18 protein-coding genes are annotated in these 26,117 nt (G+C 64.3%); all 18 read left to right on the plus strand.

From position 1 onward, the window contains the following. The first annotated feature begins 3 nt into the window (after positions 1-3). Positions 4-462: a copper resistance protein NlpE N-terminal domain-containing protein gene (locus PJK54_RS01940; protein WP_271302110.1), complete on the plus strand. Its 459-nt coding sequence runs from the start codon at positions 4-6 to the stop codon at positions 460-462. A 46-nt stretch (positions 463-508) separates the two neighbouring features. Further along, positions 509-1,258, plus strand: a complete 750-nt coding sequence (locus tag PJK54_RS01945; RefSeq protein WP_077377261.1) for a hypothetical protein — start codon at positions 509-511, stop codon at positions 1,256-1,258. A gap of 98 nt (positions 1,259-1,356) precedes the next feature. Further along, positions 1,357-1,884, plus strand: coding sequence for a type VI secretion system contractile sheath small subunit (tssB, locus tag PJK54_RS01950; RefSeq protein ID WP_077377258.1), 528 nt, complete (start codon positions 1,357-1,359; stop codon positions 1,882-1,884). Between the two features lie 15 nt (positions 1,885-1,899). Next, positions 1,900-3,399, plus strand: coding sequence for a type VI secretion system contractile sheath large subunit (gene tssC, locus PJK54_RS01955; RefSeq protein WP_077377255.1), 1,500 nt, complete (start codon positions 1,900-1,902; stop codon positions 3,397-3,399). Between the two features lie 122 nt (positions 3,400-3,521). Next, positions 3,522-4,004, plus strand: coding sequence for a type VI secretion system baseplate subunit TssE (gene tssE, locus PJK54_RS01960; RefSeq protein ID WP_271302111.1), 483 nt, complete (start codon positions 3,522-3,524; stop codon positions 4,002-4,004). Next, a complete protein-coding gene (gene tssF / locus PJK54_RS01965; RefSeq protein ID WP_077377252.1) occupies positions 4,004-5,839 on the plus strand; it encodes a type VI secretion system baseplate subunit TssF in 1,836 nt (611 codons plus the stop codon). Before tssE ends, tssF begins: the two co-directional genes overlap by 1 nt. Beyond that, complete coding sequence (gene tssG, locus PJK54_RS01970; RefSeq protein WP_271302112.1) at positions 5,803-7,035, plus strand: type VI secretion system baseplate subunit TssG; 1,233 nt, start codon at positions 5,803-5,805, stop codon at positions 7,033-7,035. Before tssF ends, tssG begins: the two co-directional genes overlap by 37 nt. Beyond that, entirely contained in the window at positions 7,032-9,704 is a 2,673-nt protein-coding gene (tssH, locus tag PJK54_RS01975; protein WP_271302113.1) for a type VI secretion system ATPase TssH, read from the plus strand. The genes tssG and tssH overlap by 4 nt, the downstream gene beginning before the upstream one ends. A gap of 10 nt (positions 9,705-9,714) precedes the next feature. After that, complete coding sequence (tssJ, locus tag PJK54_RS01980) at positions 9,715-10,323, plus strand: type VI secretion system lipoprotein TssJ (RefSeq protein WP_271302114.1); 609 nt, start codon at positions 9,715-9,717, stop codon at positions 10,321-10,323. A gap of 71 nt (positions 10,324-10,394) precedes the next feature. Next, positions 10,395-11,738 carry a type VI secretion system baseplate subunit TssK gene (gene tssK / locus PJK54_RS01985; RefSeq protein ID WP_077377241.1) on the plus strand — a complete coding sequence of 448 codons (1,344 nt, stop codon included), beginning with the start codon at positions 10,395-10,397 and terminating at the stop codon, positions 11,736-11,738. Next, positions 11,735-12,496, plus strand: coding sequence for a type IVB secretion system protein IcmH/DotU (icmH, locus tag PJK54_RS01990; protein WP_271302115.1), 762 nt, complete (start codon positions 11,735-11,737; stop codon positions 12,494-12,496). The genes tssK and icmH overlap by 4 nt, the downstream gene beginning before the upstream one ends. A gap of 11 nt (positions 12,497-12,507) precedes the next feature. After that, positions 12,508-16,515, plus strand: a complete 4,008-nt coding sequence (locus tag PJK54_RS01995; RefSeq protein WP_271302116.1) for a type VI secretion protein IcmF/TssM N-terminal domain-containing protein — start codon at positions 12,508-12,510, stop codon at positions 16,513-16,515. 4 nt (positions 16,516-16,519) lie between these two features. Further along, the gene (tagF, locus tag PJK54_RS02000; RefSeq protein ID WP_271302117.1) at positions 16,520-17,530 is read left to right on the plus strand and encodes a type VI secretion system-associated protein TagF; all 1,011 of its coding nucleotides are present in this window, start codon (positions 16,520-16,522) and stop codon (positions 17,528-17,530) included. Continuing rightward, entirely contained in the window at positions 17,527-20,019 is a 2,493-nt protein-coding gene (gene tssM, locus PJK54_RS02005) for a type VI secretion system membrane subunit TssM (protein ID WP_271302118.1), read from the plus strand. Before tagF ends, tssM begins: the two co-directional genes overlap by 4 nt. Positions 20,020-20,255: 236 nt before the next feature. Beyond that, positions 20,256-20,801, plus strand: coding sequence for an Hcp family type VI secretion system effector (locus tag PJK54_RS02010; RefSeq protein ID WP_065392475.1), 546 nt, complete (start codon positions 20,256-20,258; stop codon positions 20,799-20,801). A 388-nt stretch (positions 20,802-21,189) separates the two neighbouring features. Next, a complete protein-coding gene (tssA, locus tag PJK54_RS02015) occupies positions 21,190-22,302 on the plus strand; it encodes a type VI secretion system protein TssA (RefSeq protein ID WP_271302119.1) in 1,113 nt (370 codons plus the stop codon). A gap of 2 nt (positions 22,303-22,304) precedes the next feature. Beyond that, positions 22,305-23,465 (plus strand): hypothetical protein, encoded by a 1,161-nt coding sequence (locus PJK54_RS02020; protein WP_271302120.1) that lies wholly within the window; start codon positions 22,305-22,307, stop codon positions 23,463-23,465. Between the two features lie 129 nt (positions 23,466-23,594). Further along, a partial coding sequence (locus tag PJK54_RS02025; RefSeq protein ID WP_271302121.1) for a type VI secretion system Vgr family protein occupies positions 23,595-26,117 on the plus strand: 2,523 nt, incomplete at its 3' end.

Here is a 26,117-nt window from a genome sequence, read left to right on the forward strand (position 1 = left end):
GGCATGTCCTTACCAGGCGGTGAAACCTTGAAGACTCCTTTTATTGCCATTGTCGGGTCATTGGTGGTGGGGCTCCTGCTGCTGAGCGGTTGCAGCTCTGCGCCGGACACAGGTCCTGCCGACTACACGCCGCCGCCGATCGAGCGTTTCGTCGGCACGCTTCCCTGCCAGGATTGTCGCCTCATCCGCGCGGACCTGACCCTGCATCGCGATTCCGAGAGTGGCAAGCCCACGGCGTTCTTCCTGCAGGAAGCTCACGTCGATGCCATCGGGGGCGATTTCGTGACTACGCAGTGGGGCGACTTCGAGGCCGAGACCTCTGACAGCACTACCTATCTGCGTCTGGAGCGGGATGCGCCGCTGATGCTCAAGATGGAAGAGGGCGGCGACACCCTGGAGTTGATGGGGCAGCAGGACACTGACAGCGATTACCAGTTCACCCGTGCCGAGCCGCTTGGCTGAGGTTCATCACGCGTTGCGCAAGGTCTGCGCACGGAGAGTATCTGACATGGATTCGTCCTTTGACATTGAAGCCTTCATCCGTCAGCGAAAGCAGACTCGCGTCGTCAGTGATCTGTTGTATGACAATGCGTCGGATTATCTGACGACGCTGGGGGCCTTGATTCGCCCACAGATGATCTTTGGCGAATATCTGCAAGGGGCACCGCGCGGTAGCGGCCGTGAGGCACAGCATGCCTTCAAGGAATTCACCGCTCTCTATGACTCCACGGCCAATGCCGAGCCTTTCCGCTTGCTGCAGGAGCTGGATGTGCCGCTGGAGCTTCTGAGCACGGCCCCGCGCCTTTATCCACATGAATATGACGTACGCCTCACGACCACCGGCAAGGTGATTCGCGTCACCAGCCCCACACGTTGGGTCGTGGGCTTTGACGGCTTCTCGCTGCAGCGCTTCCGCCACATCATCAAGGACCCCAATCGCAGCACGGCAGAATTGCTGCGCTACGTGGTGCACTACCTGATGCTGTTCTATTGCGTCAATCGTGCCCCGGGCCTCGGGCGTCTGTTGCTGGGTCTGCGCTTCCCGGTCAGTTTCGAGAAGCTGGACGAATTCGGCAGCATGCCGTTCTGCGTGGTGGGGTCGCCCATCACCTCGCACCTGCCGGAGCAGGACACCATCCTGCGCAGCACTGAAATCGCCGGCAACGACACCTTTGAAGAACTGATCGATGTCGCGGATATCGAGTCGATGGATGACGCCGTCAAGCAGCGGCTACTCAAGGCGATAGCGGCAGTCTGACAGGCTGATGTCGCTCGGAGATGCGCCGGACGGCTCAGATTGATCCCCCATTTTTGACACGCGCAATTACTTCACAACAGCACATAAGGAAATGCCCCATGGCGGAGAGGGATAGCACACAACACAAGCTGGGACGCATTCGCGCACCACGCGTCCAGATCACCTACGACGTCGAGATCGGTGACAGCCAGGAGCAGAAGGAACTGCCGTTTGTGGTCGGTGCCGTCGGTGATTACACCGGCAACCCACTCAGCCCGCCGCCCAAGCTCAAGGACCGCAAGTTCGTCGCCATCGACCGCGACAACTTCAATGGCGTCCTCAAGGGCTTGAAGCCGCGCCTTGCCTATCGCGTCGACAACACGCTGAGCAAGGATGGTACCCAGCTGCCGGTCGAGCTGAATTTCAACTCGCTGGAAGACTTCGAGCCGCAGAATGTCGTCAAGCAGGTCGAGCCGCTGCGCAAGCTTCTGGACGTGCGCAACAAGCTCGCCGATCTGCGTAACAAGATGGGCGGCAACGACAAGCTGGAAGAGCTGCTGATGGACGTGCTGCAGAACAGCGAGAAGCTCAAGACGCTGGGCGACGAGTTCGGTCGCGAGCAAGCCGTGCGCAAAGACGACAACTGATTGCGGAGTCAGACCATGAGTGACAATCGTAGTGAATCAGCAGTGGCACCGCAGGCACAGGATACCGTCTTCGCGCCGCAGTCTTCCTTGCTCGACAGCATCATCTCCGAGAGCCGCGTGGCGCGCTCCGAGACCGAGCGCACCCGTGCACGCGACCTGATCGAAGAGCTGGTCGCCCAGGTGCTGGATGGCGAAGTCATGCCCAGCAAGGACCTCATCGCCGTGCTGGATGCGCGTATCGCCGAGATCGACGCGATGCTCTCCGAGCAGATGAATGAAGTCATGCACGCCAGTGAGTTCCAGAAGCTGGAATCCTCCTGGCGCGGTCTGCGCTATCTGGTCGATCAGACCGAGACCGGCAGCAACATGAAGATCCAGATGCTCAACGCCACCAAGAAGGAATTGGTGCGTGACCTGAAATCGGCGCCGGAATTCGATCAGAGCGCGCTGTTCAAGAAGGTCTACGAAGAAGAGTACGGCACCTTCGGTGGCGCGCCGTTCGGCATGCTGGTCGGCGATTACGAATTCTCGCGCAGTCCGGAAGACATCTATCTGCTGGAGCAGATCTCCCACGTGGCCGCCTCGGCGCACGCACCCTTCATCTCCGCGGCGTCTCCGGAGCTGTTCGGCTGGGACTCCTTCACAGAGATGAGCGGTCCGCGTGATCTGTCCAAGATCTTCGACACCGTCGAATACGCCAAGTGGAAGTCCTTCCGCAACTCCGAAGATGCGCGCTATGTCGGTCTGACGCTGCCGCACGTGCTGGGCCGTCTGCCGTATGGCCCGGACACCACGCCGGTCGAGGAATTCAACTTCGTCGAGAACGTCGATGGCCGTGAGCACAACAAGTATCTGTGGATGAACGCGGCGTATGCCATGGGCTCTCGCGTGACTGACGCCTTCGCCAACTATGGCTGGTGTGTCGCCATTCGCGGTGTCGAGGGCGGCGGCCTGGTCGAGAACCTGCCGACCCACACCTTCCAGACCGACGATGGTGAAGTGGCGCTGAAGTGCCCGACCGAGATCGCCGTGACCGACCGTCGCGAGAAGGAGCTGGCAGACCTGGGCTTCATCCCGCTGGTGCACTGCAAGGGCACGGACTACGCCGCCTTCTTCGGCACCCAGTCCGCCCAGAAGCAGAAGACGTACAACACCGACGTGGCCAACGCCAACGCGCGGCTGTCCTCGCAGATGCAGTACATCTTCGCCACCTCACGCATCGCGCATTACATGAAGGCGATCATGCGTGACAAGGTCGGCAGCTTCGCCTCGCGCACCAGTGTCGAGCGCTACCTGAACGACTGGCTGTCCCAGTACGTGCTGCTGGACGACAACGCCAGCCAGGAAGCCAAGGCGCAGTTCCCGCTGCGTGAAGCACGTGTCGAAGTCGCGGAAGTCCCGGGCAAGCCGGGTGTCTTCAAGGCCGTGACCTTCCTGCGGCCGCACTACCAGCTGGATGAACTGACCGCCTCACTGCGCCTGGTCGCAGAGCTGCCGCAGTCCACTCGTAGCTGATGACATCTCGTCACTGAAGACCCCTCGCTCTTTTCCCTGCGTGTCCTGCACGCCCGCATCGTCAGACTGGCCAACGCCGGCCTGACGGTGCGGCTTATCGCCATGAAGGAGGCGACATGCGCATGAATAGCACCCGCCGCCTCATTCCCACCCTGTGGGATCGGTTGCAGGACGATGCTCCGCATCAGGGAGAAGCCGCCGAGGAGCAACGCTTCGTCAGTCTCGACGAGTACAAGCGCACCATCGTGCGTGACCTCGAGATTCTGGTGAACACGCGCAGCGAATTGCTGGGAGGGCGCTTGAATGACTTTCCCGTGCTGCGCGGCACGGTGCTGGGCTTCGGACTGCCGGACTTTCTCGGCCGAGGCCTGCACAGCAGTGAAGATCGCCGCTTGATCCAGCGTCAGCTGGAGTACGCCATCGAGAGCAATGACCGTCGCTTTCGCAACGTGCAGGTCAAGCTGCTTGACCAGGATGGTCAGGATCGACTCTTGCGCTTTCGCGTCGAGACGCTCCTCGTCCTCAAGGATGCAACGCGGCAAGTGGCCTTCGATGCCGTGCTGCATGCCGACACTCAGCAATACAAAGTGCAGAACCTTTCCTGATGCTTGATGAACTGCTGCCTTACTACGAACAAGAGATCTCGCACCTGCGCTTTCTGGGCCGGGAGTTCGCACGTGAGTACCCCAAGATTGCCGCACGGCTGCAATTGGAAGGCGACCACTGCGAAGACCCGCACACCGAGCGTCTGGTCGAGTCCTTCGCGTTTCTGTCGGCGCGGGTTCACAAGAAGCTGGATGATGATTTGCCGGAAATCGTCGAGGCCTTCCTCGATGTGCTCTACCCCCATTACTTGCGACCGACGCCTTCGTTGTCGATCGCGCAGCTCGACCCCGGTGAGCAGACCTCGCTGACCGGGCGCTATCAGGTCGCGAGGCATACCGAGATGTTCTCGCGCCCGGTGGAAGGCGTGGCGTGCCGTTTCCGTACCTGCTACCCGGTGGATGTGTGGCCGCTGCGCGTGGAAAGCGCCGGCTTCTCGCTGCTGGAACGCTCGGCCTTCAATGGCCGCGACAAGGACAGCGTCGCGCGACTGGATCTGGCCTTCGAGGCCTTGAATGACCAGTCGGTGGGCAGCTTCGGGATCGACCGCCTGCGCCTGTTCCTGGACGGCGAGGGTGCCCTGATGCACCCGATGTACGAACTGCTGTTCAACAACCTGACTCGCCTGAGCGTCAGCTTCGATGAAGGCGGGCAGCGTCGTGAAGTCTCGCTGCCGACGGACTCGCTCACGCCGGTCGGGTTCGCGCCCGAGGAGGGGCTGATCGACTACCCCGAGCGCTCCTTCCTCGGCTATCGCCTGCTGCACGAGTACTTCACCTTCCCCGACAAGTTCATGTTCTTCGATGTCGAAGGGCTGACACGTCTGTTGGCACGCGCCAGTGGCACGCGCTTCGAGCTGCATTTCCACTTCGCGGACTATGCGCTGGACGAGCGTCTGTCGCGGCTGTCCCAGAGCCTAGGGCGCAATCATTTCCGCCTCGGCTGCACGCCGGTGATCAACCTGTTCGAGCGCCAGGCCGAGCCCATCCTGCTGACGCATACCCAGGCGGAATACCCGGTGGTCGCCGATGTGCGCAACCCGCACGGCGCCGAGGTGGTCTCGATCGACCGCGTCACTCGCGTGCAGAAGACCGCCGAGCGCGATCACGTGCGCTATTGCCCGCCGTTCTTCGAGCCGCAGGGTAGTGCACCGTCACGCGAGACCAGCTACTGGCTGTCGCGGCGGGTGCCTTCCGCCCGTGAGCGGGATGCCGGCACCGAGCTTTTGCTGCGCCTGGCGGACCGCGAGCTGAACGCCATCGAAGCCACCAGTGACGTGCTGAGCCTCAAGTTGACCTGCAGCAATCGTGATCTGCCGCAGCGTCTGAGCTTCGGCCATCCGCGTGGCGATTTCACCCTGCCGCGCGAGCAGGTGGTCAAGGCCATCCGCTGCCTGCGCAAGCCGACGCCCTCGGCGCGGCCGCCGATGGGCAAGGGCGTCATCTGGCGTCTGATCTCGCATCTGTCGCTCAACCATCTGTCGCTGGTGGAGCGCGGCCGTGAGGCGCTGCTGGAAATGCTGTCGCTCTACAACTATCGCGACCTCGAAGCCACGCGTCGCCAGATCAATGGCATCGCCAGCATCCATAGTGAGCCGGCGATGACGCGGATCGGGCATCCGCGCCCAGCCTTCGTGCGCGGGATCGGCATCACGCTGGAGCTGGATGAACAGGAATTCATCGGTAGCGGCATCTACGTGTTCGGCATGGTGCTGGATCACTTCTTCGGGCAGTACTGCTCGCTCAACAGTTTCACCCGGCTGACATTACGCAGCCGCCAGCGCGAAAAGGACGTCGTGACATGGCCCGCCAGAACCGGCACTCAGCCCCTGGTCTGATCGACCAGGCGCGCGCTGAGCCCTACCGGTTCAGCTTCTTTCAGCTCGTACGCTTGCTGCGGCTGCACTACAGCCGTGCCGGTCGTCTCGAACCCGAGCTGCGCCCGCACGAAGACCCGCTGCGGTTTCGCAGCCAGCTGTCGCTGAACTTCCCAGCCAGCGAAGTGAGTGACCTTGTCTTCGAGAGCGAGACGCTGCGTTCGCCCACCGACCAGCCGCTGACCCAGGTGCAGGTCACCTTCATGGGGTTGGTCGGGCCGTCTGGTGTACTGCCGCGCCCGTATACCGAGACGCTGATCGACCGCCATGTGCAGCTGCGCGATGACGGCGCCCATGCCTTCTTCGATCTGTTTTCGCACCGCATGACGGCGCTGTTCTATCAGGCGTGGCAGAAGTATCGCTTCCACGTCGAGTACGAGCGTCGGGGGCAGGCCGATATCGAGCGCCAGTTGCACGCGCTGTGTGGCCTGTCGGGGGCCTCGGCCGAGCTGTTGTTTGCTCCGCAGGCGCCGTTGGCACTGCCTGCCGCCAGGACGTCAGTCGAGGCGCCGGAGGTGGACGAGAACCGCGACAACGCGGCGCCCAGCTGGGGCATTGGCAGTCAGAGCAGTGGTAGTCAGAGCAGCGGCAGTCAGAACCGTGACAACCACGGCACTGACGAGCAGCGCGCCGGCAGCCGCGAGCTGCCGCGTGAGCTGTTCTCCTTCTTCGCCGGGTTGCTCGGGCAGCGGCCCCGCAATCAGCAGAACCTCGAGACATTGCTGGGCGTGTTCTTCGGTGTGCCCTGTCAGGTGAAACCGTTTCAGGGCCGCTGGCTCGACATCAGCGAGCCGGAACTGACGCGCCTGGGTCAGGCAAACGCGCGTCTCGGCCAGAGCGCCGTGGCCGGCAAGCGTGCCTGGGACTACCAGTCCTGCCTGCGCATGGTCGTTGGCCCCCTGCGCCTGGCGGACTTCCGCCGTTTTCTGCCCGGGGGTGAAGACCACCTGCGCATGACGGAATTGATCCGTTTCTATGTCGGGCCGGAGCTCGATTTCGAGCTGGAATTGCAGCTCGACCCCAGTGAAGTCCCGTCGGCCCGCCTGGGAGGTGCCAACGGCATCTCGCTGGGTCGTCTGGGTTGGCTGGGCCAGACACCACGCAGCACCTCGGGAAGTGTGCTGTTACGAATCCCCTTCGATGGAGTGACCCCGTGAGTCTCAAGACGCTATTCGCCAAGCTCAATGATGTCAGCCGCGGTGCCATGGAAGAGGCGGCGGGTCTGTGCCTTGCCAAGCGCCAGTATGAAGTCGATGTCGAGCATCTGCTGATCAAGCTGCTGGATGGCGATGACAACGACCTGCTGCGCATCGCGCGTCACTACTCGCTGGGCCTGGACCAACTCGCCGATCAGCTGGATCGCTCGCTGGAGCGCCTGAAGACGGGCAGCACCGCGACGCCGGCACTCTCACCGCATATCACGCGGCTGATCGAAAAGGCCTGGTTGATCGCCTCCATCGACCACGAAGTCGCGCATATCCGCAGCGGTCACCTGTTGCTGGCGCTGCTGGAAGACCCGGAACTGGCGCGCGTGATCCGAAGCGACATGCCGGGTCTCGAGAGTCCTTTCGAGCGCATCGATGTCGCTGACCTGCGCCTGCATTTCACCAGCCTGTTGGCCGCAAGTCCCGAAGCCGAGCTCTCGCAGCCGACGCCATCCGCCGCCAGCATCGGCGGGCAGCCGACAGGCGAGAGCGCTGGCGCTGCCCGCCCGGGCAGTCACAAGACCCCGGCGCTGGACCAGTACACCATCGACCTGACCGCCAGTGCGCGTGACGGCAACATCGACCCGATCCTGGGGCGTGATGATGAAGTGCGCCAGATGATCGACATCCTGACGCGCCGGCGTCAGAACAACCCGATCCTCACCGGTGAGGCGGGGGTCGGCAAGACAGCCGTGGTCGAAGGGCTGGCACAGAAGATCGTCGCCGGTGAAGTGCCTGCGCCGCTGGCACGTGTCGAGCTGCGCACCCTGGACCTCGGCCTGCTGCAGGCCGGCGCCAGCGTGAAGGGCGAATTTGAGCAGCGCCTCAAGGACGTGATCGAGGAAGTGAAGCGCAGCCTGCACCCGATCATCCTGTTCATCGATGAAGCCCACACCCTGATCGGCAGTGGTGGTCAGGCGGGTCAGAACGATGCCGCCAACCTGCTCAAGCCCGCGCTGGCGCGTGGCGAGCTGCGCACCATCGCCGCCACCACCTGGGCCGAGTACAAGAAGTACTTCGAGAAGGACGCCGCCCTGGCGCGTCGCTTCCAGGTGGTCAAGGTCGAGGAGCCTGCCGAGCCGCAGGCCATCGACATGCTGCGCGGGCTGGCGACGCGCATGCGCGATCACCACAAGGTCGAGATTCTCGATGACGCCATCGTGCAGGCGGTGCGTCTCTCCAGCCGCTATATCACCGGCCGTCAGCTGCCGGACAAGGCGGTCAGCGTGCTGGATACCGCCTGCGCGCGTGTCGCGCTGGGCCAGCAGACCACGCCAGCACCGCTGGAAGATGCCCGTCAGCGCCTGCGCGATCTGGAGGCCGAGCGGGAAGCGCTGGCCCGGGAACACGAGCGCGGCGATGACAGTCATGCCCCGCGTCTGGACGAGATCGACACGGAAGTACTGGCCATCACTGCTCAGGTCACGGCGCTGGAAGCCGACTGGACGCGTCAGCGTGAGGCCGTCGAGGCAGTGCTCAAGGCCGACGCCGCTCTGAACGAGATCAATGACGAGGCCAGCGACGCGGCCCGTGAAAGCGCACTGGAAGAACTGCGCGCCGCGCGTGCGGTGCTGGAAGAAGCCGGTGGCGAGGCGCCGCTGGTGCACGCCTGTGTCGATGGCAACGCCATCGGCGAGGTCGTCGCCGCCTGGACCGGCATCCCGCTGGGCAAGATGCAGCGTGACGAGATCGACACCGTGCGTCGTCTGCCGGCGCTGTTGGGCGAGCGCGTACTCGGGCAGGACCACGCACTGGAAGAGATCGGCAAGCGCATCAGCCTGTCACGCGCCAAGCTCGAAGACCCGAACAAGCCGATCGGTGTCTTCATGCTGCTCGGCCCGAGTGGTGTCGGCAAGACCGAAACCGCGCTGGCCCTCGCCGACACCCTGTATGGCGGTGAGCGCAATCTGATCACCATCAACATGTCCGAGTACCAGGAAGCGCACACCGTCTCCTCGCTCAAGGGCTCGCCGCCCGGCTATGTCGGCTATGGCGAAGGCGGCGTGCTGACCGAAGCCGTGCGTCGCAAGCCGTACAGCGTGGTGCTGCTCGATGAAGTCGAGAAGGCGCACCCGGACGTGCTGGAAGTCTTCTTCCAGGTGTTCGACAAGGGCGTGATGGATGATGGGGAAGGGCGCGAGATCGACTTCCGCAACTGCGTCATCCTTCTGACCTCCAATGTCGGCACCGACGAGATCATGAACCGCTGCCTGGGCGTGGCGACTCCGCCGGCGCCCGAGGCGCTGGTCGAGGGCCTGCGCGACACCCTCAATGGCGTCTTCAAGCCGGCCTTCCTCGGCCGTCTCAAGGTGGTGCCGTACTACCCGGTGCACAGCGACATCCTGGCGCGCATCGTCGACCTCAAGCTGTCGCGTCTGGCCGAGCGCTTCACGCGCAACCACGGCGCCCACCTGAGCTTCGACTCATCGCTTGCGCATCATATCGCTGAGCGTTGCACCCAGACTGACAGTGGCGCACGCAGCATTGATCATCTGCTGAGCGGCTCGATGATGCCGCCGCTGGTGGAGTGGGTGCTGGAGCGCATGGCCGATCAGCAGCCGGTGGGCGACATCCGCATCGCGCTGGATGACGCCGGCCAGTTCACCTACGAGATGCAGTGAGGACCATCACATGCCAGTCCGGGGATATCACGTGAAGGCTGTCCAGCGCGCCAGGTCACTGCGCCCGCGCCATTGGTTGCCGGCCATGCTGTGCGCCAGCCTGCTGCTTGGTGGCTGCGGGGTCGGCAGCCGTCTTGGCCAGCAGATGGATGGCACGGTGGGCGACATCCTGTTCAGCCAGGACGAGACGGTCGCCTTCACCCTCGATGCCGATGAATCACTCAATCCGGATGTCGACAAGGCGTCGCTGTCGGTGGTGGTGCGCATCTATCAGCTGGATGCGAGTGAAGCCTTCGCCAGCGCCTCGCCCGATGGCCTGTGGGACCACGCCGACAAGGTGCTGGGTGACACGCTGCTGGATACCCGCGAAGTGGTGATGGTGCCGGGCGGGCACGTCGTGGATGAGGCGCCGCTGAAGCCGGGCGCGCGTTATGTGGCGGTCGCGGCCTATTTCCGCCAGACCCCGGACGCGCGCTGGCGCGTGCTGTTCGATGCCGATGCGATGCGCAAGGACGGCCTGTTCACCTCACCGGACGGCGTCGAACTGACCCTGGTCGATCACTACATCACGGTGGCGCCTGACAGCGAAGACCTGCTGGCGACGGCGACCCGGCCCTGACACCCGGGGCATGAACCGCGTGGCTGACACGTCACGGGCGACACCGGACGGACTTTATAAAGGATGGATTCGTGAGCAAGCATAATCGCGTGAGGTGGTCCGAGGGCATGTTCCTGCTGCCCCAGCACTTCCAGTATCAGGATGAGTATCACCAGTGGCAGCTCGGCGAAGCCAGCACGCGCAGCGGGCCCTTTGCCTTTGGCGTGCAGCGTCTGGAAATCGATGAAAGCGCGCTGGCCCAGGGACGCCTGCAGCTCAGTCGCCTCAAGCTGGTCTTCCCCGACGGCACGCTGTTCGATGCACCGCAGCACGATAGCCTGCCGCGGGCGCGCGACCTGGGTGAACTGGCCGGCCACAGCGAGATCAAGGTGCACGCCGCGCTGAGCCTGGTACAACCCTACGCCGGCAATGTGCAGGAAGATGAGCAGCAGCGGGGCGCGCGTCGCCGCTTTCGTCAGCGCTTCGATTCCCTGCCGGACCTGCTGGACGGCGATGGCGAGAACGAGCTGAGCCTGCTGGAACTCAATGTGCGTCTGTTGCTGGAAGGCGATGACCTGGAAGGCAGCACGCATTGTCCGCTGGCCGTGCTGACGCGCAATGCCGCCGGCGGATTCTCCGTCTCGCCGCGCTTCGTGCCGCCCGCGCTGCACCTCTCGAGCAGCGAGACGCTGATGGCCATGGGCCAGCGCCTGGCCGGCATGCTGCAAGCCAAACACGAGACCTTGTCAGGCCGTCGCCGCGAGCGCGCCGATCAGGTCGCCGAATTCGGCTCAAGCGACGTGGCGCTGTTCTGGCTGCTGCATACGGTCAACCGTGCCTACCCGGCGCTGGCGCATCTGCTGCAACACCCGCAGCAGCATCCCGAGAAGCTCTACACCTTCCTGTCGGATCTGGTCGCGAGCCTGATGACCTTCTCGATGGATTACCGCCTGAGTGACCTGCCGCCGTACCGCCATGAAGACCCGGTCCAGTCATTGACGACGCTGGAAACCATGGCGCGCGAGCTGCTGGATACCGTGGTGCCCAACCAGTACATCCCCATCGCGCTGGAACAGACCAAGCCGTCCTACTACATCGCCCATCTGCACGATGCGCGCCTGTTGGATGCCGACTTCTATATCAGCGTGCATGCCGACATGCCCGGCGCCAAGTTGCTGGAGCTGGTGCCGCGTGCCTTCAAGGTCGGCTCGCCGGATGACATCGAAGTGGTGGTCAACAGCGCCATGCCCGGCGGCTCGCTGGTGCATGCCTCGCGTCTGCCCACCGCGATTCCCTCGCGCCTCGATAACCACTATTTCGCGCTGGAGCCCCAGGGGCGCATGTACGAACGCATGATGGCCGCCCAGGCCATCGCCTTCTATGTGCCCGGCGGCTTCCACAACCTCAAGATTGAATTGATGGCGGTGCTGAAATGAACCAGTACACGGCAACCCGGCCGAATGACGCTGCCCAGACCGGCAGTGCCCAGTCTGGCAGTGCTCAGGCCAATGGCGCGGCGGCGGATACGCGTCTGCGTACGCTGTCCCAGGACTTCTTCTCGCTGATCCTGATGATTCGTCGCGGCAGTGAAGCGCGCAACGTGGATGAATTCCTGACCCGTATCGCCGACTACTTCCGTGAGCTGGAAGCCCAGGCGCTGGCCGTCGGCTACAGCATGGACCAGGTGCGTGACGCCCAGTACGCGCTGTGCGCCTTCCTCGATGAAAGCGTGCTGGGCGCCGGCGCCAGCAACATTCGCCAGCACCTGGAACTGCACCCGCTGCAGTACACCTATTTCGGGGTGCATCTGGCCGGTGAGGGCTTCTTCGAGCGTCTCGAGGCACTGCGCACCGACGTCAAGGCCAACCTGGACGTGCTGGAGGTCTATCACCTGTGTCTGGCGTTGGGCTTCGAGGGCAAGTTCCGCCTCGAACACCGCGATCAGCTGCGCTACGTGGCCAGCACGCTGGGCCAGGATATCGCGCGCTATCGCCAGTCTTCCGCCGTGCTGTCACCGGGTTGGCAGCTGCCTGACCAGGTGGGCCAGCTGCTGCGTTACGAAATTCCGGTGTGGGTCTACCTGCTGGTGATCGCGCTGTGCTGTGGCGCGGTCTATCTGGTGCTCGACAACCTGCTGGATGCTCAGGTCACGGCGCTCATCGAGCGACTGTCGTCCCTGTTCGCAACGACATGAGGCGTGACTGAATGAAACGGGTGCTAGGGTTCCTCAAGAGTTTCTGGCTGGCGTCGTCACTGCTGTGGCTGGCCGGTGTCGTGCTGTGTGTCTGGTGGGTGCCGCGTCTGGGTGGCTCGCTGGAACGCCTCGCGATCGCCGTGGCCCTGCTGACCGCGGTGTGGCTGCTGGCCATCGTGCTGCGCAAGTATCGCAAGGTGCGCGCCGAGCGTGATCTGGAAGACCTCGTCCAGCTGGAAGTGGACCGTGAAGCCGCGGATGCCGCCACCGAAGCCGGCGACTACGAAGTGCTGCGTGAGCGTCTCAAGTCGGCGCTGCGCATGCTGCGGGCCCAGCGTGGGTTGCACAAGGGCGGCAGTGCCTCGCTCAGCGATCTGCCCTGGTATCTGGTGCTGGGCCTGTCGTCCTCCGGCAAGACCTCGCTGCTGACACGCTCCGGCCTGAGTTCCAGCGTGGCGGGACTGGGCGGCGATTCCGGCACCCAGTACTGCGACTGGTACTTCGGCAATGATGCCCTGATGATCGACACCGCCGGGCGCTACGTCGCCGAGGAACAGCCGGCGCGTGCCTTCAGTGACTTCCTGCGTCTGCTGGCGCGTCGCCGTCGCGGTGCGCCCATCAATGGCCTGGTGGTCGTGGTCGACCTGCCGGCCTTGCTGCATGCGCCGCGCGACGAGAACCACGCGCTGGCACGCCAGCTGATCGAGCGCATCAATGACTTCCGCGATGCTCTCGATGCCTCGCCGCCGGTCTACCTGATGTTCACCAAGGCCGACCAGTTGCCGGGCTTCACCGCCGCCTTCAATACCCTGGACAGCGATGCCCGCCATGCGCCGTGGGGCATGACGTTCTCGGTGGCCGAGGCACGCCAGAAGGGCGTCGTGGCAGCCTTTTCCAGACACTTCCCCGAGATGGTGGCGGGGCTGCGCGGCCATGTGGAAGCGGCCCTGCGAGAACGTGGCCAGCAGGCGGACAGCGAGCTTTTGCACTTCCCGGAATACATTGCCGAGATGGAAGGCCTGCTGGCCGACTTCCTCGAGCCCTTCGATCTGCGTCGCAACAGCGCGCGTGGGCCGCTGACGCGCGGCATCTATTTCACCAGCGCCTTGCAGGATGGCAGCGCGATGCCGGCGATCCTCGATGAGCAGGTCCGTCAGGGCTTCGCACTCAAGGAGCCGGGTATCGCCCAGTCCGCGACAGCGGCGAGTGCCGCCGTCGGCGATCGTCCCTATTTCGTTGGCGGTGTCTTCCGCGACGTGATGATTCCGGACCGCAACCTGGTGCGTCACTACGCACGCGATGGCCAGGGCCGCTCCCTGAACCCGCTGTTGATCGGTGTGGGCGGGGTGGCAGGCGCGGTGACGCTGGGTCTGCTCGGCAACGCCTACTACCAGAGCCGCACCAGTCTCGAGGCCGTCGATGCGCAACTGACGTCGCTTGACGGTGCCGTGACGCCGAGCGTGCAGCTCGATCTGCTCCACGATGAGCTGTCGCGCGTGCGACAGGCCCGTGAAGACGGTGGCTTACCCTGGTATCAGCACATGGGGCTGGATGGCGGCGAGCGCCTGGGCACCACGCTTGAGGCTCGCTACTTCGCGACCCTCAAGCAGCAGGTACTGGCGCCGTTGGCGGAAGATCTCGATGCTCGTCTGCGGGCGGTCGGTCGCCTGGCGGTATCGCTGGGCATTGTCTCCGAGTCTGCCTCGCTGCAGGTCATGGGCGGGGAGAGCGCGTCCGAGGCCGGGGCCTCCGATGTGCTGATCGAGGATGGCAAGTCACTGTTGACCTCCAGCGGTGAGCGCCTGCGTCAGCGCCTGACCGAGCGCCCGACGCTGGGCAGCGTACCGCGCTCGCCGGGCGAACTGGCCAGTCAGCTCAAGGGCGAGGCGGATTATCGCCTGCGCGGTGGCGTCAATGACGCCTACTGGAGCACACGCCAGCAGGGCCGTGAGGCGCTGCGCGACAAGGCAGACGCCCTGCGTGGCTCGCCTGCGGGGTTCGGCGGTGATGGCACCGTGCCGGGAGACGGTGGCCCGGCCGAGGGTGGCATGCCCGGTGGGCCTGCCTTCTCGAGTGAAGTGCTCAACCAGCTGACGCCGGAACAGGTCGCCGGTCTCATCGATGCCTACGATGCGCTCAAGCTGTATCTGATCCTGAGTGATCCCGTCGCGCACCCAGATGTCGCCTTCGTGCGTGAAGCCTTGCCGCGTGCCTGGCATCAGCTGGCCGACAGCCATCGTCAGGTGCCGGGCGGCGATCAGCGTATTGCCGACAACGTTGCGCTCTACAGCGAATACCTGGCGCAGGACCAAGCGCCTGCGCTGGTGCGTGATGAGGACCGCGTGGCGCGTTCACGCCGTGACCTGAAGGCCTTCCTGCTCGACAACTCGCCGGCGGAGCGCGAATACCTGCGTCTGCGTCTGGCGGCCGAGGCCCGTTTCCCGTCGATGACCCTGTCGGTGATGCTGCCGGATGAGGGCGCACGCGGCCTGCTGTATGCCGGGGAATCGGTGCCGGCCTTCTTCACGCGCCGTGTGTGGGACGAGTTCGTACGCCCCGAGTTGCTCAAGACGCTGAGTTCGGACCTGCCGGTGGAGCATGACTGGGTACTGGAAGACGAGAACCCCGATGCGGCCCAGGGCAAGAGCGAATTCGCCGCGACCATTCTGGCCCACTACAAGCGTGACTACGCCGAGGCCTGGGAGCGCTTCCTGGCCGATGTCGGGGTGCGTCGCTTCGAAGGCCTGGCGCTCTCACGGCAGCGTCTGGCGCGCTTCAGCGATTATCAGCGCTCACCGCTCAAGACACTGATGGCCGTCGTGGATGACAACACGCGCTGGGACAGCCGTGATGCCGAGGCCCGCAAGGCACCGCAGCCGCAAGCCGAAGGTGATGACACCGCACCGGCCGTCGAGTCGGCAGGCATGTGGGATCAGACAGTGGCGTGGCTGGAAGGCAGTGGCGCCGAGGTGGCCGAAAGTGCCGGCGTGATGCAGGGGCTGCCCCGTGTTCACGATGGCCAGCTTGCGGACCACTTCGCGCCGGTCGCCAGCCTGTTCGCCCAGGATGAAGGTCAGGGCGGTGACGCCTCGGTCATGAATCGCTATCAGCTGCGCCTGCGTCAGCTCAAGGTGCGCCTCGACGGACTCGAGCGTGGCGATGTCGGCAAGCGTACCAAGCAGCTGCTGGCCGAGATGATCGGCGGCAAGCCCAATGAAATCTCGGCGGCTCGTGACTATGTCGCCGCCAATGTCGATACCTCGCAGGAACCGCTGGTGCAGTCGCTGCAGCGCCTGTTCCGTGCGCCCATCGATTACTCCGTGGCCAGCCTGCAGGGGCCGGTGGCCTCACAGCTGGCCGCCGCCTGGGGTGAGCAGGTCGTTTCGCCGTGGCATCGCATGGTCAGTGGCCGTTATCCGGTCAGTGATTCCGGCAACGAGACGTCCGTGCGTGACCTGCGCCAGTTCATCGACCCCGATACCGGTCTGCTGACCCGCTTCGACAATGAAGAAGTCGGCAACCTGGAAGAGGGCGAACAGGACGGCACGCCGCTGGTAGACCCCAAGATCACCGCCACCATCACCAAGGGCACGGCAGTGGGCCGGGTGCTGGAGAGTCTGGCGGATGTGGAGAACGGCTTCGAGATCATGATCCGGCCGTCATCCAAGCTGATCTCGATCCAGCTGACACTGGATGGCCAGCAGCAGGTGTATCGCAATGGTCGTCAGCACTGGCAGCGCTTCGTCTGGCCGGGCGACCCGGAAGTCTCCGGTGCGCGACTGGAGGTGGTGACACGTGACGGCCGCCGCATCACCGTCTTCAACTTCCCCAATCGCTGGAGCCTGTTGAAGCTGATCGAGTCCGCGGACGTGACCGATCTGGACACCGCCCGTCAGCGCTTCACCTGGTACACCCCGGTCGGCCCGGTGAGCTTCGAGGCGCGCAACTTCGGCGGCGTGAAGCTGACGGACCTCAAGCAGGTGCGCAACCTGTCGATGCCTTCGGTCGCCGGGAGATGACCGCATGATCGGCTTCTTCGGCAAGCTGCCCGGCAGCGCGGACTTCATCGCCTATCACGCGGGTCACAAGGACATTCGGGAACTGGATGGCTGGTGGCAGCGGGCGCTGAATCGCATGGCCGAGCGCGACGAAGACTGGGAGGCACGCTTCGACGCCTTGCCGCTGTGCTTCTTTCACTACCGTGCCAGCGGTGGCGCCTGGTTGATGGGTGCCATGTCGCCCTCGCAGGACGCCTCCGGGCGACGCTACCCTCTGCTGGTCTTCCAGCGGCTGGCTGTCTCGCCGGTGGTGGAAGGCAGTGTCGGGGTGCATACCCTCGGCGAGACCTTCGCGGGGCAGGTGCGGGAGTTGTTGCGCGATGTGATGCATTGCGCAGACCCCCAGCAGGGGCAGGAGCGTCTGCTCACGGGCATCGAGGCGCTGCGCCCGCTGGATGATTCCGATCTCAAGCTGCACCGGCGTCTGTTCGCGCGCTTTCTGGAAGACGTGCGCTATGGAGACCTCACGCGTGCATTGGCCAGTGGCTTTCCCGATGTGAGTGCCAGCAGATTGACCCGCGACATCCAGGCATTGCGCCGACAGTCGGCAGCCAGGCATGGCCAGCGGGGCCATGTGGCATTGCCGCTGCCACCGGAGCGCGCGTTGAAGCGTCCGGCGGCGGATCTGTGGCTGCACTGGCTGGAGCATGACAATGGCGCGCCGGGGCACATCAGCGTGATCGTCGACGACTTCATGCGCCCGACGCTCGTGCGTTTCACGCGCGATGACCAGGAGGCACTGCGCATCCTGGCCGAGTCGGCCCCCGAGGCACTCGGTGGCTGGCGCCTGCTCGGAAGCGGGGAGCCTCACGCTGGCCCGCTGGATGCGTCTCACGCCTCGACACTGGGCATGGGAGCCTACATCGCCGCTCTGTCAGATGACCTGAAAGATGACCCGGGGCCGCAGGGGGCAAGGGCGGGCAGTGACGACACGGTATTCGGCGACATATCCAAGGATGAATCGGCACCGACATGAACAAGCTAAAGCTCCACGTTCTCAAGTACTACATCCTCAAATACCGCCCGTATTGGTTGGGCGTGCTGTTCTTCCTGGGCATCTTCCTGATCTGGGGCGTCGGCGTGAGCCTGGGTTTCCCGTCACTGGATAGCCTGCTGGTCGGCATTCTGGCATTCCTCGTCGCCTCCGCCTTCTATCTGTTGCTGCTCTACCGTGGGGTGGGCGAGCGTCAGGATGTCGAGTCGTTGCTGATCCAGAACGCCGATGACGCCGTGCTCAGTGCCGCGCCCCAGGACCGCGAGGAAGTCAGCCTGCTGCGCGAGCGACTGCTGGCGGCGCTGGACCGCATGCGCAAGAGTGCCAGCGAGAAGCGGGGTGGCTGGTTCAACCGGCAGGGGGACGTGCTCTATACGCTGCCCTGGTATCTGGTGATCGGTCAGCCTGCGGTGGGCAAGAGCACGCTGGTCTCGCGCTCAGGGCTGGATTTCCCCTTCGCGGAGCGCGAAAGCGCACGTGTCGCGGGCATCGGCGGCACCCGTCACTGTGACTGGTTCTTCAGCAGTGAGGCCGTGCTGCTGGATACCGCAGGACGTTACGTCAGCTCCGAGGAGGAAGTCGGCAAGTGGCGTGCCTTCCTCGACATGCTGCGTCGCTATCGTCCGCGTCAGCCGCTCAACGGGTTGATCGTCGCGGTCAGCATCGATGAAGTGCTCCAGAACCGCAATGACGTCGAGGCACTGGCACATCAGCTGCGCGAGCGCATCCAGGAAAGCTACGAGCGTCTCGGTGCGGCTCTGCCCATCTACCTGGTGTTCACCAAGAGTGATCACATTCCCGGCTTCCGTGAGTTCCATGCGCAGCTGGCCCCGGCGCAGCGCGATGAAGTGCTGGGCATGAGCTTCCCGCACCAGGGCTATGCCGAGGCGGATTGGCGTACTCGTTTCAGTGAGGCGATGACTCGCCTGGTGGCACGTTGTGCGGGCACCGGTGAGCGCTGTCTGGTGGAGGGCGACATCGTGCGCACCCGCGAGGCACCGGCAGCGGTGGAATTCCCGCGTGAGCTGGAAGCGCTGGCTCCGCACCTGACCGATTTCGTCACCGAGCTGCTCAAGGTCAATCCCTATCAGGCGGCACCGCTGCTGCGCGGCTTCTACTTCACCAGCGCGCTCTCCGAGGGGCAGGCCAGCACAGCAGCCCACGGGCGTAACGTGGCGTCACGCTTCGCCGTCACCGAGCGTCATGCGCCGGGCCATCAGGACGGCAAGCCGCTGTTCGTCTCGGGGCTGTTCTCGCGGGTGGTGCTGCCGGACCAGCACTTGGTCGGCCTTTATGGTGGTGCCAATCTCCAGCGTCGGCGTCAGCTGCGTTGGGTGTGGCTGGCACTGGCGCTCGCCGCGGCCATGTGCCTGGCCTGGGCGGTGTCCTTCACCGCCAATACCCGCGAGTTCGGCGCGCTGGACCAGGCATTGGATGCCGCCTACGAGGAAGATGCCGGCGAGCCGAATGCCTATGCCCAGTGGGCGACGTTGGATGCCCTGCGCGACAGCGCGGCCCGCTACGATGCTCGCCATCACGAGCATGGCGTGCCCTGGTCGCTCGGTTTCGGGCTCTATGAAGGCGAGACGCTGGAACCCGCGCTGCGAGACGTCTATTTCGGCGCGCTGCGTCAGACGATGCTGGTGCCGATCGCCAGCAACCTCAACCAGTCGCTGTTCATGCTGCCGACCATCAGCGTGCATGACCGCGAGGATGGCCCGCGCGAGACCGATATCCATGTTCCGGGTGTCGAGGACCACGCCCAGCCACGTGACAACTCGGCCCAGGCGCTGGCGGACTTCGGCAACAACACCCTGAAGACCTACCTGTCCCTGTCGCGCACGCCGCGCGAGGACATCGAGCCGGACTGGCTGCGTAGCGAGATGCCGGTCTACTGGTATCCGGCCATCACCCAGGGGGAGGATGTGCCGCGCGATAGCCGTGATCTGGAATATGCCAGCCGTCAGGTCAACTTCTATGCCGAGCAGGTCGTGCGCCCGGACGTGCCGCGTCTGGAAGACAACACCTTCCTGGTGTCATCCAGTCGCAACTACATCGATGGTCTGCTGGACCGCTCCCTGAGCACCGTCGAGACCATCACGCTGGAATCCGACACCCTGTTCGCTTTCGGGCGTGCGGATTACTCGGGGCTGCAGGGCGAGGGGCAGCGTCAGCTGAATGCCATCGCCGAACGACTTTCCAATACGCCGAACCTGGGACGCATCACCATCACCGGCCACGCCGACCCGATCGGGTCCGCCACTGCCAACCGTCGGATCTCACTGCAGCGCGCCGAGACCGTGCGCACCTATCTGGTGGGCAAGGGGCTGCCGGGTGAGCTGATCGGCGCGGAAGGGGCCGGCAGTGATCGTCCGCTGGTCAAGTGCGATGGCGAGATGTCGCGCACCGACAAGATCGCCTGTCTGGCGCCCAATCGTCGTGTCGAGATTGAAGTGCGTGCGCTGAACTGATGCGCCTGCGCTGAACCGTTTTCACTTTGCCGACTCATGGAGGAGTCGAGCTCTTGGATGACAGGCCTGAAGGCAGGCCCGGAGCACGAGAGCGGAGAAGCATGGACATACGCAGTGGCGGTGCCTGGATGGCATCTCCTGGCGGTAGCGTGTCCAAACGCGCGTTGCAGGTGGCAGCCAGGGAGTGCTGCTACCCGTGATGCCTACCCATCACATGACTGAAATGGAGTTTTACCATGGCTTTTGACGCCTATCTCAAGATCGACGGCATCCCGGGCGAGAGCTTGGACACCAATCACAAGGACTGGATCGAGCTGCTGAGCTTTGAATTCGGCGCCAGCCAAGCGACTTCCGCGACGGCCAGCTCTGCGGGCGGCGCGTCTGCCGAGCGCGTCAACCTGAGTGAGTTCGCGATCAAGAAGTTCATCGACAAGGCTTCTCCGAAGCTGTTCGAAGCGTGCTGCCGCGGCCAGCACATCAAGGAAATCACCCTGCAGGTTCACCGTGCCGGTGGCGAGCAGGTGCGTTACATGGAAGTGAAGCTTGAGGAAGTCATCGTGTCTTCCGTGGACCTGGAAGGCATGGCGTCCTTCTCCCAGGCCGGCGGTGGCGGTGCGACCGATTCCGTGCACGACTCGCGTCACGATCTGCCGTCTGAAGAGATCAAGCTGAACTTCGCGCGTATCAAGGTCACCTACACCCAGCAGAAGCGCAGCGATGGCCAGGGTGGCGGTAACATCACCGGTGGTTGGGACCGCACGCGCAACCGCGTCTACTCCTGAGTATCGGCTCATGGCGCGGCGGCGTGAGTCGCCGCCCATGAACAGGAGGGTGGCATCCCGGGGCTTGGCCAGCGTGCTGGCGTGAGCTCGTTTTCAGGGGATATCACGTCCGGGTAGAAGGCATGCCGGGGGAGCGAAAGGCTCTCCCGGCATGTCTGTTTTCCCCTTGCGCATCCCCGTTTGCCTCGATGAGCGCCTGCGAAATCATTGCGCTGTCAGTGCTGTGCCAACAGCTCTTTGCCAACAGTTCTTTGCCAACAGGGCCTGTGCCAATAGCGCTGTACCAATAGCGCTGTGCTAACTGGCTCTGACACAACAGCACTGCGCCACAGTGATTTCGCAGGCGTTGCCTCGCAACGCGATCAACACGTGATTCAGGAGAGACAAGATGGCCGACGAATGGGACCGCGATGAACTGCTCGCGCCAATCGGCGCTCATGGGACAGGAGAGGACTTGGGGTTCTCGCTGCTCTTTGATGAGATCAAGGAAGCGCGTCGCGCAGACCCGGCCTACCTGAGCCAGGGCGAATGGCAGGCCGATCTCAAGAAGTCCGACTGGAACGCCGTCATCTCGTTGACTGCCGACGGTCTGGCCGAGCAGAGCAAGGACCTGTCGCTGGCGGGCTGGCTTTGCGAAGGCCTGGCGCATCGTGATCACTTCACGGGCCTGGCCTGGGGATTGGAGCTGATGACGGCGCTGTGTGAGCAGTACTGGGAGACGCTTTACCCGACGCTCGAGGAAGGGGATGAAGAGCGTGTCGCACGTCTGACCTGGCTGGATGACACCCTCGCCGGCATGATCGGCACCTTGCCGCTGGTGGAAGGGCAGCTCTACGGGCTCGACCGCTATGAGGAGTCGCGTCAGGTCGAGAACCTGGCGCGTACCGACGTGGATGCCATGGAAGGCGCGCTGGCGGATGGCAAGATCAATGCCGATATCTTCCAGCGCTCCGTGGTGCTGACCGAGACGGCGACCTTCCGCGAGCGTCACCAGCAGATCGTCAAGTGCCAGCAGGCGCTGGCCGGTCTGGTGGCGCAGCTCAATGCCCAGCTGGGGGTGAGCGCGCCGACCTTCAGTCAGCTGCAGCGTGGACTGGCGGATTGCACCCAGTTGATCGAGCGACTGCTGGGCGAGCGCGGGGTCAGCCTGGACGATGAGGCCCAGGCATCTGCCGAGAGCGATGCAGAAGTGACGGACGCCGCAAGTGGCGATGCCACCACTGGGGATGCGAGTGTCACGCCGTCCGCACAGGCGGGCATGGCACCGGCGGCACTGCGCACCACGCCGCAGACCCGCGAGGAAGCCTTCGACATGCTCAATGGCGTCGCCCAGTACTTCAAGGGCAGCGAGCCGCACAGCCCGGTGCCGTATCTGGTCGAACGCGCCGTGCGCTGGGGTCGCATGCCGCTGGAAGAATGGCTGCGTGATGTCATCCGCGAGGAACATGTCGTCGACGGCATCCGTGAAACCCTGGGCACTCAGCGGCGTGATGATCACTGATGATGTTCAAGAGCTCGATCTATGACCGCCTGCAGCAGGTGCGCCCGGCAGAGCCCGAGGCGCCGGTCACCAAGCTGCGCAGCGACTACCGCACCGACACCCTGTGTCTGCTGGATGGCGTGGCGCTGACCTCGGCAGGGGCGGTGGCCAAGGGGCAGCTGCCGTCATCGGCCGCGGCCGAGATCTCCGCGACCCTGCGTGGCCCGGATGGCTATGGCCTGCTGGTGCACGAAATCGCGCTGGGGCAGGCGGGCGCATCGCCTGCCTCCGGCGAGCAGGTGGCACGTCTCGATCGCCGCCATCAGCGGCTCGAGACCTTGATCCAGGCCCTGATCATCGACGCGCTGCTGATGCTGGAAGCGCTGCCGGAGGGCGCGCCCTTCGATATCGTGCTGAGTGCGCCGATCCGTCATGCCAGCCTGGTGGAGGGGTTCATCGCACGCTTGCGCGAGACGGTGGCGGCCACGCCCTTCGCCGACGCGCTGGGCAGCGTCTCGCATCGTGCGGCGGCCGAACAGGACCTGCATGAACTGCTGGCCGCCGAAGCGTCGGGCGGCATGCCGCATGTCATCTGGCTCAGCGTCGATTCACTGCTGTTCGACAGCAGCGTCTCGGAGCTGTCGCGGCGCGGTCAGCTGGCGTATGCCTCCCGCCCGAGCGGTCTGTTTCCCGGTGAGGCTGTCGCGGCGCTGCTCTTCGAGCGCCTCGCGCCTGACTCACCGGCGCCCTTGCAGGGCTGGCAGGTGCCGCTGGCGGCAACGCTGACCCATCCGGCGCGGGGCAGCCGAGAGCTGCGCCGCTCGCCGGCACCGCTGATGCAGCTGATCGAACGCCAGTGGCCCGTGCAGGCGGAAAATGACGAGCATGCCTCTACCCGCGAGCCGTTCGAGCCCATGCGTCTGGTGATGGATAGCCTCGGGCTGCCCGGTCGCGCGGTGGAAGCCGGCACCAGCCTGATGAATCGCTGGCCGGGGCTGGACATGATCGAGGATGGCACCACGCTCGACAGCTTCTGCGGCTGGCCGGGAGATGCCTGGCTTGCGTTGGCGCTGGTACTGGCGATCGCGGAACTGGAAGACAACGACAGCGCCCTGGTCGTGTCGCTGCGGGACGATACCCGGACCCGGATGCTGACACTCACGCCCTGTGCCGGTTTGCGCTGACGGCGCTGTGCTGACTGTGCTCGTCCTGTGTTGAACATCGCTGCGTCTTGAGACGCATGACCCGAACTGAACAAGCCGGTGCGCTCGCTTGCCGAGCGAACAAGCGCGCGCACCGTGAGGATGTTAAGGATGGCAGAGAATTCCTGGCTGGATAGCCTGCTGGAGTCGTTCGAGATTTCACTGGATCAGAACGAGCGCCTGCTTACGCTTGAGATGAGCGGCGCGGACTTCATTCCGCACCGCCTGGTGGGGGAAGAGCGCATGTCGCGTCCCTTCGCCTATACCCTCGACTGCATCTCCCAGAACGGTGATATCGAACTCAAGACCCTGATGGCGCAGCCGGCGGCACTCTCGGTGCGTCAGGCCGATGGCAGTTACCGCAAGCTCTCGGGGCTGGTCGAGTCCGCCGCGCTGCTCGGTGAGGACGGTGGCGTCTTCTATTACCAGCTGACGCTGGTGCCGTGGATGGCGATGCTCAAGCTCGGTCGCGACAGCCGCATCTTCCAGGACCTCACCGCCGTCGAAGTCATCGAGTCGGTGTTCTCGAAGCACGCCATCGCGCAAGGCGAAGCCCAGGGTGGCTGGCGGTTGGATCTGCGCCGTGAGTATCCGGCGCGCAGCTACTGCGTCCAATATCGTGAGAGCGACTTCCAGTTCGTCAATCGCCTGATGGAGCAGGAAGGGCTGTTCTACTACTTCGAACATGCCAGTGACGATAGCGACTTCAATGGCCACCGCCTCGTCATCACCGACGATGTCGCGACCTGCGCACCGGTCGAGCCGCAGGTGATCCGCTTCCACCGTCAGGATGCCACCGAACTGGAAGATTCCATCACCCAGTGGAGCGGTCGCCGTCAGCAGCAACCGACGCGCGTCAGCCTCGGAACCTTCGATTACAAGCAACCGGGTCTGGAAAAGCGTTCCGGTCAGGACACGCGTAGCGACCAGGGCAACCTCAGCGAGCAGGAAGTCTACGACTATCCCGGCGAATACTATTTTGACGATTACTCACGCGGTGAGCGCCTGACGGTCAACCGCCTGGAAGCTCACGAATCGCGCGCCAAGCGCTTTTACGGCGCCGGTGGTGCGCGTCAACTGGAAGTCGGCCGCTGGTTCGAGCTCAGTCAGCATGCACGCCACGAAGATGGCGATTCCAGCGAACGTGAATTTCTCGTGCTGGGCCTCACGATCTGCGCCGAGAACGCGTTGCCGGTCTCCGCGCACCTCAAGACCCTGCCCGGCAGCCTGCAATCGCGCATGGCGAGTGCTCGCAAGGCACATGGCCTGGAAGACGCCGCCGATGAAGATTACGACGGCGTCGGCACCGGCCAGTATCTGATCGACTTCGAATCCCAGCGCCTCAGCCAGCCGTATCGCCCGTCTCTCGATCACCCGCGCCCCAACCTGGGTGGCCCGCAGACAGCGATTGTCGTCGGGCCCGAGAATGAAGAGATCCACACCGACTCGCTCAACCGCGTGCGCGTGCAGTTCCACTGGGACCGCAGCGAGAAGGGCGCCGCCGACGCCAGCTGCTGGCTGCGTGTTGCGCAGCCCAATGCCGGTGCCGGCTGGGGCAGCGTGTTCGTGCCGCGTATCGGTCAGGAAGTCATCGTCGATTTCCTCGAAGGCGATGCCGATCGGCCGCTGATCACCGGACGCGTCTACAACGGCGACCAGACGCCACAATGGCACTCCAACGGCTTGCTTTCCGGCCTCAAGAGCAAGACCTACCGCGGCAACAAGTACAACGAGCTGGTGTTCGATGACGCGACGGATCAGGAGCGCGTGCGCCTGAACTCGGAGCACGAGAAGTCCCAGCTCAACCTCGGCTATCTGATCCATCAGCAGGGCAATACACGAGGCAGCTTCCGCGGCACTGGTTTCGAGCTGCGCTCGGACGCCTATGGCGCGGTTCGCGCGCATCAGGGGCTGCTGCTGACCAGCTGGGGGCAGATTGCCGCCAGTGGTGAACAGCTCGATCTGACGCCCGCACAGCAACAATTGGCCAGCGCCTATCAGCTCTCCAATACGCTCAGTGAGAGTGCTACCAGCCATGAGGCGGAAGCGCTCGCGACCCTCGATAACCTCAAGCTGGCCAGTGAAGATGCGCAAGGCCGCTATGGCGCGGAAGACAGTGGCAGTGACTTTGATGGTAGCTCCGCCTCAAGTGCCGCTGCGGGGGGCCGTGGTGAGGCTGCACGCCTGAACGCCCCCTGGCTGCATGTCAGCTCGCCGGCGGGCATTGCGCTCAGTACGCCGGAATCCACCCATCTGGCACAGGGCAAGTCACTCAGCATCACCAGCGGCGAAGACATCAACCTGGCCACCGGCCGCAGCCTGATCGCCTCGCTCTCCGAGAAGTTCTCGCTGTTCGTGCAGCGCGCCGGCATCAAGCTGTTCACTGCCAAGGGCAAGGTGGAAGTACAGGCACAGAGTGACGCCATGGAACTCACGTCCGAGAAGGACATGACCATCACTTCCACCGAAGGCACCGTCACCCTCCAGGCCAAGAACGAGATTCTGCTCACCAGCGGCGGCGGCTATCTCCGTCTGAGCGGCGGCAATATCGAAGTGCACGGGCCTGGCAAGGTGGACGTCAAAGGCGCGCAACACAGCTTTGCAGGGCCTGCGAGTCTGGAGGCTGCATTGCCT

It is taken from the genome of Cobetia sp. MMG027 (assembly GCF_027947415.1).
Classification (GTDB): Bacteria; Pseudomonadota; Gammaproteobacteria; order Pseudomonadales; family Halomonadaceae; genus Cobetia; species Cobetia marina.